The sequence below is a fragment of the Cupriavidus sp. 01L43 genome (genome assembly GCF_056399925.1).
The window spans coordinates 36,087-50,610 of sequence record NZ_JBFTSH010000023.1; the positions used below are offsets into that span (position 1 = coordinate 36,087).

A 14,524-nucleotide genomic window follows, 5' to 3' on the forward strand; every position below is an offset into this window, starting at 1 on the left:
TCTATCTCCCGCTAGAATCGGCGGCTTCGAGCACCAAGGCCGTCCCCATGACCACCACCGCCACAGAGCGCGCCGCTGAGCCCGCCACCTGGATCACGCCGCTGCTGGCCACGGCCTGCGGCATGATCGTCGCCAATCTCTATTACGCCCAGCCGCTGGTCGGCCCGATCGCCCGGTCGCTGCAACTCTCGCCCGAGATTGCCGGGCTGATCGTCACGCTGATCCAGATGGGCTACTGCGCGGGGCTGGTGCTGCTGGTGCCGCTCGGGGATCTGGTCGAGAACCGCAAGCTGGTCCTGACGCTGATCGGCGGCTGTGCCGTGGCGCTCATGGCGGCGGCCCTGGCCACTCACGCCAGCGTGTTCCTGATCGCGGGCTGCGCCATCGGCCTATGCTCGGTGGCGGTGCAGGTGCTGGTGCCGTTCGCGGCGCACCTCGCCCCGGACCATATCCGGGGCCGCGTGGTCGGCAACGTCACCAGCGGGCTGCTGATGGGGATCATGCTGGCGCGGCCGGTGTCGAGCCTGATGGCCGGCCTGACGGGCGGCTGGCACACCATCTTCGCGGTCTCGGCCGTAGCCATGGTGCTGCTGGCGCTGGTGCTGGCGCGCAAGCTGCCGCGCCGCCAGCCCGCGCGGGGCGTGACCTACGGCCAGATGCTGGCGTCGATGGCGCACCTGCTCCGTACCCAGCCCGTGCTGCGCCGGCGCGCGCTGTACCAGGCCAGCATGTTCGGCGTGTTCAGCCTGTTCTGGACCACCATCCCGCTCTATCTGGCCGGGCCTGCGTTCCACATGTCGCAGACCGGCATCGCCGTGTTCGCGCTGGTCGGCGTGGCCGGCGCCATCGCCGCGCCGATGGCCGGCCGCTACGCGGACCGGGGCCACAGCCGCCAGATGACCGCCATCGCGCTGGCCATCGGCGCCGGGTCGTTCCTGTTGAGCCGGGTGGGCGTGGAGGGGTCGATGACCTCGCTCCTGGCGCTGACCGTGGCGGCCATCCTGCTCGACTTCGGCGTATCGGCGAACCTTGTGGTCGGCCAGCGCGCCATCTTCACGCTCTCGGCCGAGCACCGCAGCCGGCTGAACGGCCTGTACATGGCGATCTTCTTCGTCGGCGGCGCCACCGGCTCGTGGCTGGGCGCCTGGGCCTTCGCGCGCGGCGGCTGGCCGCTGGCGAGCTGGATCGGCTTCGCGCTGCCGGCGCTCGCCCTGCTCTACTTCCGGACCGACCGGCACTAAGCTCGGGGCGCCACCCCCTCCCGAAGTCCCGTTTGCTGCACTACACTGGCCGAGCGTTGTCCTTCATCGTCACAGTTTCGTTGCAGTGCCCGCTCAGGCGGGACTTGCCCGGAGGCCCCCGATGCCATGGCGCAAACTGGTGCCGCAACCGCGATGGTTACCGCGCGCGGCGGTCATGCGCCCGCAGCGAGTCGTGATCTGGTGTTTCAGCCTCGTGCTGGCGCTGACGCTCGCCGTTGGCCTGCGAGACCTCTACACGCTGCGCGAGCGCGTGATTGCCAGCCATCAGCACAATCTCGCGCTGCGCGCGATGGGGCTGGAGGCCGCCGTGTCGTCGGAGCGCTTCCGGCTGTCGTTCGTGCGCGACTACGCGCGGCAGCTGATGCAGATGGAGGCCGTGCAAGCCCGTGGCGTCTCGGACCCCGTCATCGATCGGGCCTTCGCCGCGCGTAACGAGCCGATCTGGCAGATGGAAGTCCCGCTCGGCGATGCGCCCGTGATCGGCGTGTCACCGCAGGCCCTGGCCGGCCTGCCCGGCTTCGAGCGCCACGTGGGCGACCTGCGCGCCGACCTCTTCGCCGCGCGCCAGCTCAGCCATGTGCTGGGGCTGACCATGGGCGTGGACGAGATCCGCAATTCGGTCACGTTCATCTCGAGCAACGGCTTGTTCGTGACCTATCCTCCGGTGCCGGCCGACAAGGCACCCGCGTTGCTGCAGCGCTTTGCGAGCATGCCCTACTACCGCGACCTCCTGCCCGACCGCAATCCGGGCCAGGACCTGCGCTGGGCGCCGCCCTATCGCCAGTTCGAAAGCACCGAGCTGCGCACCACGCTGAGCGTGCCGATCTATGTGGAGTCGCACTTTCGCGGCGTGGTGGCGGTGGATGTCTCGCTGAAGCATATCCAGGCGCTGCTCGGCGCACCGAGCGACGACTCCCCGGCCCTGAACCGCTACCTGATGGACAGCGCCGGCCGACTGATCGCGGCCTACCATGACCATCTGAGCACGGACCTGCGCTGGCCCGACGTGCTGGGCGACACCTGGCGCGACGTGGGACCGCAGACGCTGTTCGCCACCGACGGCCCCGGCATGCGCAAGGGCGATGGCGGCTACCTGTTCTACCAGCGGCTGGGCACCGGGCAGTGGATGCTGCTGGAGGCGGTCTCGACCGCCCAACTCTACGGCGAGGTTTTCTCGCGCATCAGCAAGCCGCTGCTGCCGGTCTGGATCGCGTTGCCGCTGCTGATGTGGATCTCGGTGAGGCTGGTCTCGCTGCTGTTCAGCTACTACCTCGCGCTGGGCGACAAGCTCCAGAAACTGGCCGAGCGCGATCCGCTGACGGACCTCGCCAACCGGCGTCATTTCGGCGACCAGTTCGCGCAGGCGGCGGCGCGGCGCGCGCGCGACGGCAGCGCGCTGTCGATGCTGATGCTCGACATCGACTATTTCAAGAAGGTGAATGATCGATGGGGCCATGCCAGCGGCGACCACGTGCTCCAGCGGCTGGCCACGGCGTTGCGGGAAAATATGCGTGCGGTGGATATGCCGGCCCGCCTGGGCGGTGAGGAATTCGCCGTGTTGATGCCCGGCGCCACGCTGGCCGAGGCCACGGTCAGTGCCGAACGGCTGCGCGTGGCGCTGGCCGCGATGCCGGTGGAGCCCGCCCCGGACGCGCCCACGTCAGCGACGCAGGGCGACCCCGGGGCGCGCATCCGCTTCACGGTGTCGATAGGCGTGGTCGAAGCCGGGAGCGACGGGGGCCAGACACTCGATGCCATGTTGGCGACGGCCGACCGCCGTCTTTATGCCGCCAAGGCAATGGGGCGAAACCGGGTTTGCGCGGAGGATGCGCGGGCCGGCAATGCAGAGGCACCGCCGGTTGCGGGGTGAGGTGCAGGCAGGTCATGACGGCGTCCCCGGTCAGCGCAGCAGGAAGGCGATGTCCTCGACGGCAATCACCGAAACCGGGATGCCCTTGCGGCGCTGGAACAGGATGTGTTGCTGCACGCGGCTGCGCTGCTCCGCGAACACGGCCGGGTCCACCGGCGTGCCGCTGCGCGCGTAGTGCTGCACCAGCAGCTTGTAGGCGCGATGGCGGATCTGGAGCGTCTCGTTCTCGGCGCGCAGCCGCTGCCATTCGGTGGGGCTGAGGTCGAGCGTGTGGTTGAGTTCGTCGAGCGTACGCGCGTGAAGGTCGCGGTAGAGATCGCGCTCGGCTTCGGCGCGATGCAGCTCGTCGCGCAGCGCCATGATCTTGTGCTGGAGCTTCAGTGTCTGCCCCACCGCCGCCTGCATGCCCTTGGCGGCCTCGAGCGCCTGGCTTGCCGCCGCCATGGTGCTCTTCCACAGTCCACGGTCGGTACCCGCGGCCGTATCCAGCTCCGGCGGCCACACGTCGGCAGCCTTGATCGTCGTATCCATTGTTGACCCCAGTTGACACCCATCAGGCCCGTCGCCTCGTTGTGCGCGGGTCCCTTTTTCATCGTTGTCCGTCGCCTGTTCCGCACTGCAACGTGCGGCAGGCAACTGTGGTCAATCGTAGTGATATGTCTGACGTCAGCCAAGTCAAAGATGTTTAGATCAGACTTCCTCGCACTTGTCTGTGGCGAAAACCATGCAGTGGGTAGTGCGTGTGCCGTCCGGCGCGTGTCGGCGGGGCCAGACAAAGCAGACAACCCCCACGTAAACCCCATGCGAATTCCTGTCGGTTTGACAGGCTTTTGACAGTTACCGACCTCTAGAATCCAGCCCACAGCTATCACTAGCTATCCATTCCAAAAAAAGACAGGAGACCGCGATGCCTCGCACGCTTGCCCGCTTTGCCCATGTCGTCCTCGCCGCCGCCACGCTGGCCGCGGCCCCGGCCTACGCCGTGGACAGCCTGAAGGTCATGATCGGCGCCAACCCCGGCGGCGGCTACGACCAGACCGGCCGCACGATCGGCGCGGCGATGATCGCGGCAGGCACCGCCAAGACCGCGTCCTATGACAACAAGGGCGGCGCCGGCGGCACCATCGGCCTGACCCAGTTCGTCAACACCGACAAGGGCAACCCCAACGCGCTGATCGTGACCGGCGCGGTGATGGTCGGTGCCATCGAGACCAACCATCCGCCCGTGACGCTGAAGAACGCCACGCCGATCGCCCGCCTGTATGCCGACACCATGGTCCTGACCGTGCCGGCCAGCTCGCCGCTGAAGTCCATCAAGGACCTGACCGCGCAGCTCAAGGCCAACCCGGGCAGCGTGAGCTGGGGTGGTGGCTCGAAGGGTTCGATCGACCACATCCTGGCCGGCCTGATCGCCAAGGACATCGGCGTGGATCCGAAGAAGATCAACTACGTGCCGTTCGCGGGCGGCGGCGAAGCCTCCGCGTCGATCATGGGCGGCCACGTGACCGTGGGCATTGCCGGCGTGTCCGAGTTCCTGCCCTTCATCAAGAGCGGCAAGATGCGCGCGCTGGCGGTGACCTCGAAGGACCGCACCGCCGACATCCCCACGCTCAAGGAGCAGGGCGTGAACGTGGAGATCTATAACTGGCGCGGCGTCTACGGCGCGCCGGGCATCACGCCCGAGCAGCGCAAGGCGATGATCGACGCCGTGGTCAAGGGCACCGAGAACAAGGTCTGGAAGGAAGCCCTGACGAAGAATGACTGGACGCCCTTCCTGCTGACCGGCGACGAGTTCGGCAAGTTCGTGGATGCCGAGTCGACCCGCCTGGGTGGCACGCTGCGCGAACTGGGCGTTGCCAAGTAAGTCCGGCGGATTCATCGCCAACTGCACGACTCGCCTCACCGCCTCACCCGCCCCACCCGCGCGCCCCAACAATAATCACAATCCTGTCACGCTCGTCGTGACCGCGCGGGTGGTGGCCATCCCTCCGGGAGCCCACCATGAAACCATCGCATGTCTCCATCGGCATCGCCGTCCTGGCGTTGTCCGCCTTCTTCCTGGCCGGCCTGTCCGGCATCTCGGGCGAGGAAGGCTACGCCGGCCTGTCGCCGCGCTTCGCGCCCACCCTGGTCGCCATCGGCCTGGCCGTGTGCGGCGCGCTGCTGACCTGGCAGGGCGTGCGCGGCGGCTTCCGCAATATGCCGGAGGAAGATGCCGAGTTGCCCGAGGCGCCACACAACTTCAAGGGCTTCCTGTGGGTAGCGGCGGGCCTGGTGCTGAACATGGCGCTGATCGGCACGCTCGGCTTCGTGCTGTCCTCCACGCTGATGATGGTCTGCGTGGCGCGCGGCTACGGCAGCCGCCGGCTGGTGCGCGATGCGCTGATCGGCCTGGGCCTGACGCTGCCGATGTGGGCGTTGTTTGAATTCTTGCTCGGCATCAACCTGCCGCTGCTGCCCCTTTTGTCGATCTCCGGCTTCTGAACCGGCGGGAGGAATTGCCATGGATACCCTGAACCAGTTGATGCACGGCTTCGCCGTCGCCATCACACCGATCAACCTGATGTGGGCCCTCGTGGGCTGCTTCCTCGGCACCGCCATCGGCGTGCTGCCGGGCATTGGCCCGGCCCTGACCGTGGCGATGCTGCTTCCGCTGACGGCCAAGGTGGAACCCACCGCCGCGCTGATCATGTTCGCCGGCATCTACTACGGCGCGATGTACGGCGGCTCGACCACCTCCATCCTGATGAACACGCCGGGCGAGTCGTCCACCATGGTCACCGCCATGGAAGGCAACCTGATGGCCAAGAACGGCCGCGCCGGGCCGGCGCTGGCCACGGCGGCGATCGGCTCCTTCGTGGCGGGCACCATCGCCACCGTGCTGCTGTCGATGTTCGCGCCGGTGGCGGCGGACGTGGCGCTGCAGTTCGGCCCGGGCGAGTACTTCATGATCATGCTGCTGGCCTTCACGACCGTGTCGGCCGTGCTCGGCTCGTCGCTGCTGCGCGGCATGACCAGCCTGTTCCTGGGGCTCGGCATCGGCCTGATCGGCATCGATTCGCTGTCCGGCCAGACCCGTTACTCGATGAACGTCCAGGAGCTTTACGACGGCGTGGATATCGTCGTGGTGGCCGTGGGCCTGTTCGCCGTGGGCGAGGCGCTGTTCAACGCGTTCTTCCCGCAGCCGGCCGGCTCGTTCAACAAGCTCAGTTCCGTCCACATGAACAAGTCGGACTGGAAGCGCTCGGTGCCGGCCTGGCTGCGTGGCACGCTGATCGGCTTCCCGTTCGGGCTGATTCCGGCCGGCGGCGCGGAGATCCCGACCTTCCTGTCGTACGCGACCGAAAAGAAGCTCTCCAAACACCAGGACGAGTTCGGCAAGGTGGGCGCCATCGAGGGCGTGGCCGGCCCCGAGGCCGCCAACAACGCCGCCGTGACGGCCACGCTGGCGCCGCTGCTGACGCTGGGCATTCCGACCTCGAACACCACCGCCATCCTGCTGGCGGCGTTCCAGAACTACAACCTCCAGCCCGGTCCGATGCTGTTCCAGACCTCGGGCGATCTGGTCTGGGGCCTGCTGGCGTCGCTGTACATCGGCAACGTGATGCTGCTGGTGCTGAACCTGCCGGCGATCGGCCTCTGGGTGCGCATGCTGCGCGTGCCCACGCCGCTGCTGTACGGCGGCATCCTGATCTTCGCGGGGCTCGGTGCGTACGGTATCCGCCAGTCGTGGTTCGACCTGCTGCTGCTGTTCGTGATCGGCCTGCTGGGCATGGCCATGCGCCGCTTCGACTTCCCCACGGCGCCGGTCATCGTCGGCCTGATCCTGGGGCCGATGGCCGAGAAGCAGCTGCGCAATGCGCTGTCGATTGGCCAGGGCGACTGGAGCCTGTTCGTCAAGCAGCCGATCTCCGCCACGATTCTGGCGATGACGGTGGCCGTGGTGGTGGTGCCGCGCGTGCTGCGCTGGCACGCCAGCCGCAGCAGTGCCCGCGCCGCTGCCGACAACGCGGCGTAGCCGTCGCGCCGCCCCGGCCGGCGGGGTCTTGCAGTGCATCACACGGGGGGCTGCGGCCCCCTGTATCATTGGCGAAACCCGCTCGACAGGATCGCCATGCCGGAACCGACCTCCGCACCGACCGCAGCGCCCGCCTTCACCCTGGCTGATGTCGATGCCACGCTGGAACGCGTGCTCGCCCCGTGGGTGCGCCAGCTTGGCCTGCGAGCCGAGGCGGTGGACGACCAGGGCGTGACGCTGCGCCTGCCGTTCAGTGAGACTTTTCGCCATGCCGGCGGCGTGGTGTGCGGGCAGGTACTGATGTCGGCAGCCGATACGGCGATGATCGTCGCCATCTCCCGGGTGCTCGGGGAGTTCCGCCCGATGACCACGGTCAGCCTGACCACCAACTTCATGCGGCCTGTGATCGACGGCGATGTGCGCGTGCGCGCCAACGTGCTGCGGCTCGGCAAGACCGTGGTGTTCGGCGAGATCGAGCTGACCGGCACCGACGGCAAGCTGGCGGTGCAGGCCACCACCACCTACGCGCTGCTCTGACATCCAGGACCATCCGACGATGATGACTGGCGCCGCGCCAATCTCCTCCGCCCCTCCCCAGCCGCTTTCCCAGCCGTTCGACCAGATCGTGTTCGCCGGCGGCGGCAACCGATGCTGGTGGCAGGCCGGCTGGTGGGACACCGTGGCGCCCGAGCTGGCGCTGCGGCCGCGCGTGATTGCGGGCATCTCGGCCGGGGCGGCTACGGCGTGCATGGTCCATGCGCATGATTCGCACCAGACCATGGCCTATTACCGCGACATCCTGGCCAACAACACGCGCAACGCCTACTGGGGCAACCTGCTGCGGCGCGAGCGCGTGTTTCCGCATTACGGCATCTATCGCAACGCGCTGCTGTCGCTGTTCGGCGATAACCGGCTCGCGCGGCTCCAGGCCGCGCCCGAGATCCGCATCGGCGTGGCGCATATCCCGCCGTGGAGCGGCCCGCGCCTGGCCGTGGCCGCCGGGCTGCTCGCGTACAACATCGACAAGCACCTCCTCAAGACGCTGCACCCGCGGCTGGGCCGCAAGCTGGGCTTCCGGCCCGAGTTCGTGCGCGCGCAGGATTGTGCTTCGCCCGAGGATCTGGCCGATCTGCTCTTGCAGTCGGCCTCCACGCCGCCGTTCACACCGGTACTGAAGCGCCAGGGGCGCGCGGTGCTCGATGGCGGGCTGGTGGACAACGTGCCCGTCGATGCGCTCGACCCGGCCCCCGGCAACGTGCTGGTGCTGGTGACGCGGCTGTACCCGCGCCCGCCCCGCTTCGTGCTGGCGGAGGGCGGCCAGCGCCGGCTGTACCTGCAGCCGTCGCAGCGCGTACCCATCTCGAGCTGGGACTACACCCGGCCCGAGGCCATGACACATGCCTACGATCTGGGCCGGCGCGACGCGGAAGCGTTTCTGCGCGACTGGCCCACGATCCGGGACGAGGAATTGTTGCCGGCGCCCTGAGTGGTTGCGCCCACGGGCGCCGGTCGGTCGTGTTGAATGCGGCGATGCGCCGCGTACAAGGAGACATGGATGACTAAGCGCCAGGCAACACCCGAGACCGCCACCCCGGCACCGGCCAAGGAGCGCCGCCGCGCGCGCGAGATCAGCGCGGCGCCCGTGGTGGAGAACGTGCCGCGCCGCAAACGCAATGGCCGGCCGGGCAAGGCGCGCGAGGCGGACCTCGTCGTCATCGGCGCGGGTTCCGGCGGCGTAGCGGCGGCCCGGCGCGCGGCGTCGCTGGGCGCGCGCGTGATCCTGGTCGAACGTGGCGCCATCGGCGGCACCTGCGTCAATCGCGGCTGCGTGCCCAAGAAGATGCTGTCCTACGGTGCCACCTGGGCGGCCATTTTGTCCGATTGCCTGTCTCACACGGGCGGCAAGGAGGACTGGCGCGACGCCATCGTGCGGGTCAATGCCGAGGTCGCGCGTCTCAACGCGTCTTATGCCCAGCGGCTGACCGAGGCCGGCGTGGAGATCCTGCACGGCGAGGCCCGGCTGACGAGCCCGACCGAGATCGTCGTCGGCAACGAAACCCTGCGCACCCGCAAGACGCTGATCGCCACGGGCGCGCGGCCGCGCGTACTGCCGGTGCCCGGCGGCGAGCTGGCGAGCACGTCCGACGATGTGTTCACGTGGCAGACCGTGCCGGCGTCGATGGTGGTGATCGGCGGAGGGTATATCGCCGTGGAACTGGCGTCGATCCTGTCGCGCTACGGGGTCAAGGTCGACCTGCTCGTGCGCGAGGACCGGCTGCTGCCGCGCTTCGACCACGACGTCTCCGCCTCGCTGGCCGGGGCGCTGGCCGCCAAGGGCATCCGCCTGCATTTCAATACCGAGGTGACGCTGCTCTCGCAGGCCAATGGCGCGACCGAGGTCTGCTATACGCAGGACGGCAACCCGGGCCGTACCCAGACCGTGCGCGCCCAGGCGGTGCTGTCGGCCATCGGTCGGCAGGCCAATGTGGAGGGGCTGGGGCTCGAGGACATCGGCATCGAACTGGGCGAAAAGGGCGGCATCGTTGTGGACCGCCAGTTCCGCAGCGCGGAGCGCGCGCTGTACGCGGTGGGCGACTGCATGGCCGAGAACCTGCACCTGACGCCGGTGGCCATCGCACAGGGCCGCTGGGTCGCGGACCGCCTGTTCGGCAAGCGCGGCGACCTGGCCGATTTCGACATCGTGCCCACGGCCGTGTTCTGCGAGCCGGCCATCGGCGTGGTAGGCATGACGGAGGCGCAGGCCATTGAGGACGCGGGGAAGCCGGAGCGCATCCGCACGGAAATCAAGCGATTCGTCTCATTGGAAAACCGCTTCGGCGGCAGTTCGCAACAGTCGATGATCAAGCTGGTGCTGAACGCGCGCAGCGGCCGGGTGCTCGGCGTGCATTTGATGGACAACGCCGCGCCCGAGATCATCCAGGCGCTGGCGGTGTCGCTGCGGCTGGGGCTCAAGGCCTCGCACCTGAAGACGACCCTGCCCCTGCATCCGACGGTGGCGGAGGAGATGTTCGGGTAGGCGCTAAACCATTGACCCCAAACGCAAAAACGGACGCCGAAGCGTCCGTTTTCTTGTATCTGGTGGCCTGGGACGGAATCGAACCGCCGACACAAGGATTTTCAATCCTCTGCTCTACCGACTGAGCTACCGGGCCAAAGAAGCGAAACTATATCAGCGCGAAACCGGCCAGTCAAGCGCCCCGTGCATCACTGTCGGTCATTGTTCGGTGGGCTCAGGCTTGTTGCGACCCAGCTCCACGCCGAGCTGCTTGAGCTTGCGGTACAGGTGGGTCCGCTCGAGGCCGGTCTTCTCGGCCACGCGTGTCATGCTGCCGTGTTCGCGCACCAGGTGGTATTCGAAATAGGCACGCTCGAACAGATCGCGCGCCTCACGCAAGGGCATGTCGAAGGAGAAGTGCATCTCGGCCTCGGGCAGGCGTGCCGGATTGCCGTTCGCGGTGATCTCCGCGGGCATCTCGGCGGGCGCCAGCGCGGCCGCGGCGGCTTCGCCCGTGGCAGAGGTGGCGGCAGGCGCCGCGCTGGCCGCCGTCGGCGCCGTACGCGGGCGTTCGATGCCGCGCGCCAAGCCTTGTTCCACGGCGGACAGCAACTTCTGCAGCGCGATGGGCTTCTCGAGGAAGTTCAGCGCGCCAATCTTGGTCGCCTCCACAGCGGTGTCAATCGTGGCGTGGCCAGACATCATGATGACCGGCATCGTCAGGTAACCCTGTGCCGACCATTCCTTGAGCAAGCTGACGCCATCGGTATCTGGCATCCAGATATCGAGCAATACCAGATCGGGCGTCCCGGCCGCACGGTACTCGCGTGCCTGCTGGGCGTTCTCCGCCACTTCGACCACATGGCCTTCGTCACTCAGGATCTCCGAGAGTAATTCCCGGATGCCCATTTCGTCGTCGACTACGAGGATGGTTGCCATACTTCCCCTCTTAACCCCACCGCAGCGCCACCGGACGGTGACGCAGTTTGACTATGCCAGTTTAACGAACAGGATCGAGATCTGTGCCCCGATGATCTCGGCGCCGTCCATGCGATTGCGTAACTCGATGCGCGCGCCGTGTTCGTCAATGATCTTCTTTACCATCGCCAGCCCGAGACCCGTACCCTTGGCTTTCGTGGTCACATACGGTTCGAACGCCCGACTGAGAATGCGGGGTGCGAATCCGGGACCATTGTCCGCGATGGACAGCTTGACGGCCTGCCGGTCTTCGCCAGCAGAATCTTTGTATTCTACAGTCTCGGTGTGCAGAGTGATATGGGGCGCCGCCCTACCGGCCGCCACGTTGTCCGCCACCGCATCCTGCGCATTCTGCAGCAAGTTGTGGATCACCTGCCGCAACTGGGTCGGATCTCCCTTTATTTCAGGCAAATCGGGCCCCAGCGCCGAATGGATCACGGGATGCTCGTGCACCCCGGGCTCGTCGATCCCATACAGATGCAAGACTTCTGCCACCAGGTGATTCAGCGCCAGCGTCTGCACTACGGCGGGCGGCGTACGCGCGTAATCGCGGAAGTCGTCAACCATGCGTTTCATTGCCGCCACTTGGTTAACGATCGTTGCGGCCCCGCGCTTTAGCACTTCCGCATCGGTTGTCTCCAATTTCGGCGAAAGTTTCATCTGCAGGCGCTCCGCCGAGAGCTGGATCGGGGTGAGCGGATTCTTGATTTCGTGGGCCAGCCGGCGCGCCACCTCGCCCCAGGCGACCGAGCGCTGGGCCGAGATCACATCGGAAATATCGTCGAAAACCACCACGTAGCCGGGCTCGTCGCGGCTGCCGCCCGGCAGGTGGGCGCCGCGCACCAGCAGCGTCAGCGGCTGTTCCTCGTCGCCCTGCGGCAGTTCGATCTGCTTCTGCCAGTGCCGCGCGCCGCCCAGCACCTCGCTGGTGTTCTGCTCGGAAAACGCCTGGCGCACGATCTCGGTGAATTCGCCCAGCCCTGGAATCTGCTCGGCCGGCTGGCCCAGCACGCCGGCGAAGGGCTGGCGGAAGATGCGCTCGGCACCGGGGTTGGCGGTCAGCAGCGCAAAGCGCCGGTCGAACACCAGCACGCCGGCGGTCAGGTTCTGCAGCACGCTTTCCAGGTAGGCCTTCGACTGCTCCAGCGCGGTGCGGTTTTCCTCCACGGCGATGCGGGCCTCGGACAACTGGCGCGTCATCGCATTGAACTGCTGCGTCAGCATCCCCAGTTCGTCGCGGCTTTTAAGTTCACGCTTGGGTGAGAGATCGCCCTCGGCCACCTCCTTGGTCCCCTGCAGCAGCATCAGCAGCGGCCGGGCCAGCTGGCCGCCCAGCAGCAGGGCCAGCATCACGGCGATGAACACGGCCAGGAACAGCGTCAGGGTCAGCGTGCCGATGTACATCTTGCGCAGGCCGGTGCGCCCCAGCGCCTTTTCCTGGTACTCCTGATAGGCGCGCTGGACCTCGTCGGCATTGCGTGCGAGCACGGCCGGCACCGGGTGCAGCACCTGGAGGTAGCGCTCCTCGCGCACCGTATCGCCCATCAGGCCGAAGCCGGTAGCCGGTGCGTCCTCGGGGCGGCGCTCCACGGACAGCCCCGACCCGGCCCAGCGGGCACCGGGCGCGGACATGCCGGCACGCGGCGGGCGCTGCGCGCGCTGGACCGCGGCGGCTGCAGCCACGGCGGCGGCCTGCGCCTCCGCGTCGGTCGAGTTCTGCGACGGCGCCGGCCCGAGCGGAATGATCACGCGGATGCGGTACAGGTGGGTACTGTCGATGGGGCCCGTGCGCTTGCCGTCCACCGAGGGCTCGGTGCCGCCCTCCACGGCCGCATAGCCGCCGGCCAGCCGCGCCTGCTCGGCGAGCATGCCCGACGGCAGGTCCGGCACCAGCGAGGCGTAGCTGCTCGACGCCGTGGCCATCACCCGGCCGCTGCCGGTGAAGATCGCGGCCTCCTGCACGCCGTACTGCTCGCGCAGCCGGTTCAGTTGCAGCGACGTGGCCATGCCCGACGACCCCGTGAGCTGGTCCGCCATCAGCCGGGCCTTGCCCTGCAGATCGGCCAGTTGGCTGTCGATGGTGGACCGGCCCAGGTTCAGCCCGGCCTCGAGCGCCGTTTCCACGCGTACATCGAACCAGGATTCGATGCTGCGCGAGACGAACTGCAGCGAGACCAGGTAGATCAGCACGCCCGGCAGCACGCCCACCACGCCGAAGAACACGGCCAGCTTGGTCATCAGCCGCGTGCCGAACTTGCCGCGCCGGTAGCGCACCCACAGCGTCATGGCCARYGCGCCCACGGTCAGCACMAGYAGCGCGCCGACGACGAGGTTGACCTTGAACAGCAGGGTGAAATAGCGATCGAAGAATTCGGTGTTGGCCGAGGCCCCGGCCAGCAGGCCCACCAGGACCAGCGCCAGGAAGACGATGATCCCCACCACGACGCGATAGAGCACGCGGCGGAATCGGCTGTCCCAGATCGCTCCGTTCATGGCGGGCTCGATGCGGGCTGTACCAATTGGCTCGGAGACAGGACCGTGGAGACGGTCTGCGAGAACGGCGTGCGGGCATCGGCCGATGGCGCGGAGGCCGCGGCGGGCGCGGAGCCGGGGATGGCCGGCGCAGCGGGCGGTGCCGGGGGTGCCGCAGGCGGTGAGGCCGGCATCGGGGACGGCGGTGCGGGCAGCGGCTGCGGCGCGTCGAGGTTGGTCGGCACGGTGTAGTTGAAGCGCTTCCACTCGGACGACAGGTTCCACTCGCGCGTGTTCACCGCGTTGATCTGGAACGGCTTCGGCAGCTGCGAGAGGTCGAGCCGCATGCGCAGCTCGGCGTGATAGGTTTCGCCGCGCCGCACGTCGCCGCGCTCGAACACGCGCCAGCCACGCACCTGCTGGATGAACTGCAGCGCGCCCTTGAGGCGGTTGAACGGCAGTTGCAGCCCGCCCGTGGAAACGCGGTACTGACGCGTCAGCGGCTGATACGACAGGCGCACGCTGCGGTTGGTGTTCACCGGCTTCTCGTCGAACCAGTACCAGCGCGGGCGCGAGAGCTGGAACTCGACCACGAAATAGAGCGGAATGCCCTTGTGCAGCGCGTCTTCCAGCGCCGGCGGCAGGTCGAAATCGAACGAGGTGGCCAGCTCGAAGCCGCCGTCCTGGTATTCGATCTTCGCTTCGGAATTCTCGATGAGCTGCGCCTCGGCGCGGGGCGTCAGCGCTAGCAGCAGGCTCAGCAGCAGCCATGCGGTGACGGCCCAAATGCTGAGTGTGCCAAGGGTGCCCAGCGCACGCCGGCCGCTATTGGCCAGCGCGAGCGCCGGCGCCTCGCGCGTTGCGCGGCCCGGGACTCGGTGGACGAACAAGCGCAGCGGGCTCGGCAT

Annotated in this window: 12 protein-coding genes and 1 tRNA gene; 8 read left to right on the plus strand and 5 right to left on the minus strand. The window is 67.9% G+C overall.

Annotated elements, in window-relative coordinates; translation table 11 throughout:
• Positions 1–47 precede the first annotated feature (47 nt).
• Both AC1DP9_RS26230 and AC1DP9_RS26235 read left to right on the plus strand, forming a co-directional pair.
• Entirely contained in the window at positions 48–1,241 is a 1,194-nt protein-coding gene (locus AC1DP9_RS26230; protein WP_441591598.1) for an MFS transporter, read from the plus strand.
• A gap of 175 nt (positions 1,242–1,416) precedes the next feature.
• Complete coding sequence (locus tag AC1DP9_RS26235; protein ID WP_477108916.1) at positions 1,417–3,132, plus strand: diguanylate cyclase; 1,716 nt, start codon at positions 1,417–1,419, stop codon at positions 3,130–3,132.
• Positions 3,133–3,162: 30 nt separating this feature from the next.
• Here AC1DP9_RS26235 and AC1DP9_RS26240 read toward each other — a convergent pair whose 3' ends face one another.
• A complete protein-coding gene (locus tag AC1DP9_RS26240) occupies positions 3,163–3,663 on the minus strand; it encodes a hypothetical protein (protein WP_092290972.1) in 501 nt (166 codons plus the stop codon).
• Positions 3,664–4,039: 376 nt separating this feature from the next.
• Between AC1DP9_RS26240 and AC1DP9_RS26245 the strand changes: the two genes are divergently transcribed.
• The 6 genes from AC1DP9_RS26245 to AC1DP9_RS26270 all read left to right on the plus strand — a co-directional run bounded on the left by AC1DP9_RS26245 (position 4,040) and on the right by AC1DP9_RS26270 (position 10,187).
• Entirely contained in the window at positions 4,040–4,996 is a 957-nt protein-coding gene (locus AC1DP9_RS26245) for a Bug family tripartite tricarboxylate transporter substrate binding protein (RefSeq protein WP_092290974.1), read from the plus strand.
• A 137-nt stretch (positions 4,997–5,133) separates the two neighbouring features.
• Entirely contained in the window at positions 5,134–5,616 is a 483-nt protein-coding gene (locus AC1DP9_RS26250) for a tripartite tricarboxylate transporter TctB family protein (RefSeq protein WP_092290976.1), read from the plus strand.
• Positions 5,617–5,635: 19 nt separating this feature from the next.
• Entirely contained in the window at positions 5,636–7,150 is a 1,515-nt protein-coding gene (locus AC1DP9_RS26255; protein WP_477108917.1) for a tripartite tricarboxylate transporter permease, read from the plus strand.
• 96 nt (positions 7,151–7,246) lie between these two features.
• Positions 7,247–7,687 carry a PaaI family thioesterase gene (locus tag AC1DP9_RS26260; protein WP_092290980.1) on the plus strand — a complete coding sequence of 147 codons (441 nt, stop codon included), beginning with the start codon at positions 7,247–7,249 and terminating at the stop codon, positions 7,685–7,687.
• Between the two features lie 19 nt (positions 7,688–7,706).
• Positions 7,707–8,636: a patatin-like phospholipase family protein gene (locus AC1DP9_RS26265; protein ID WP_255370691.1), complete on the plus strand. Its 930-nt coding sequence runs from the start codon at positions 7,707–7,709 to the stop codon at positions 8,634–8,636.
• A 69-nt stretch (positions 8,637–8,705) separates the two neighbouring features.
• Positions 8,706–10,187 carry a dihydrolipoyl dehydrogenase family protein gene (locus AC1DP9_RS26270; RefSeq protein WP_092290984.1) on the plus strand — a complete coding sequence of 494 codons (1,482 nt, stop codon included), beginning with the start codon at positions 8,706–8,708 and terminating at the stop codon, positions 10,185–10,187.
• A gap of 60 nt (positions 10,188–10,247) precedes the next feature.
• On the opposite strand, the gene AC1DP9_RS26275 is transcribed toward AC1DP9_RS26270, so the two are convergent.
• The 4 genes from AC1DP9_RS26275 to AC1DP9_RS26290 all read right to left on the minus strand — a co-directional run bounded on the left by AC1DP9_RS26275 (position 10,248) and on the right by AC1DP9_RS26290 (position 14,524).
• Positions 10,248–10,323, minus strand: a tRNA-Phe gene (locus tag AC1DP9_RS26275).
• A 62-nt stretch (positions 10,324–10,385) separates the two neighbouring features.
• Positions 10,386–11,105, minus strand: a complete 720-nt coding sequence (locus AC1DP9_RS26280; RefSeq protein ID WP_477108918.1) for a response regulator — start codon at positions 11,103–11,105, stop codon at positions 10,386–10,388.
• A 51-nt stretch (positions 11,106–11,156) separates the two neighbouring features.
• Positions 11,157–13,637, minus strand: a complete 2,481-nt coding sequence (locus tag AC1DP9_RS26285) for a sensor histidine kinase (RefSeq protein WP_092290988.1) — start codon at positions 13,635–13,637, stop codon at positions 11,157–11,159.
• Positions 13,634–14,524, minus strand: coding sequence for a DUF4390 domain-containing protein (locus AC1DP9_RS26290; RefSeq protein ID WP_477108919.1), 891 nt, complete (start codon positions 14,522–14,524; stop codon positions 13,634–13,636). The genes AC1DP9_RS26285 and AC1DP9_RS26290 overlap by 4 nt, the downstream gene beginning before the upstream one ends.

Excerpts from the sequence above, each read along its gene's own strand:
- AC1DP9_RS26230 (WP_441591598.1), top strand. The coding sequence starts at position 48 with ATGACCACCACCGCCACAGAGCGCGCCGCTGAGCCCGCCACCTGGATC.
- AC1DP9_RS26235 (WP_477108916.1), top strand. The coding sequence starts at position 1,417 with ATGCGCCCGCAGCGAGTCGTGATCTGGTGTTTCAGCCTCGTGCTGGCG.
- AC1DP9_RS26240 (WP_092290972.1), bottom strand. The coding sequence starts at position 3,663 with ATGGATACGACGATCAAGGCTGCCGACGTGTGGCCGCCGGAGCTGGAT.
- AC1DP9_RS26245 (WP_092290974.1), top strand. The coding sequence starts at position 4,040 with ATGCCTCGCACGCTTGCCCGCTTTGCCCATGTCGTCCTCGCCGCCGCC.
- AC1DP9_RS26250 (WP_092290976.1), top strand. The coding sequence starts at position 5,134 with ATGAAACCATCGCATGTCTCCATCGGCATCGCCGTCCTGGCGTTGTCC.
- AC1DP9_RS26255 (WP_477108917.1), top strand. The coding sequence starts at position 5,636 with ATGGATACCCTGAACCAGTTGATGCACGGCTTCGCCGTCGCCATCACA.
- AC1DP9_RS26260 (WP_092290980.1), top strand. The coding sequence starts at position 7,247 with ATGCCGGAACCGACCTCCGCACCGACCGCAGCGCCCGCCTTCACCCTG.
- AC1DP9_RS26265 (WP_255370691.1), top strand. The coding sequence starts at position 7,707 with ATGATGACTGGCGCCGCGCCAATCTCCTCCGCCCCTCCCCAGCCGCTT.
- AC1DP9_RS26270 (WP_092290984.1), top strand. The coding sequence starts at position 8,706 with ATGACTAAGCGCCAGGCAACACCCGAGACCGCCACCCCGGCACCGGCC.
- AC1DP9_RS26280 (WP_477108918.1), bottom strand. The coding sequence starts at position 11,105 with ATGGCAACCATCCTCGTAGTCGACGACGAAATGGGCATCCGGGAATTA.
- AC1DP9_RS26290 (WP_477108919.1), bottom strand. The coding sequence starts at position 14,524 with ATGCCGAGCCCGCTGCGCTTGTTCGTCCACCGAGTCCCGGGCCGCGCA.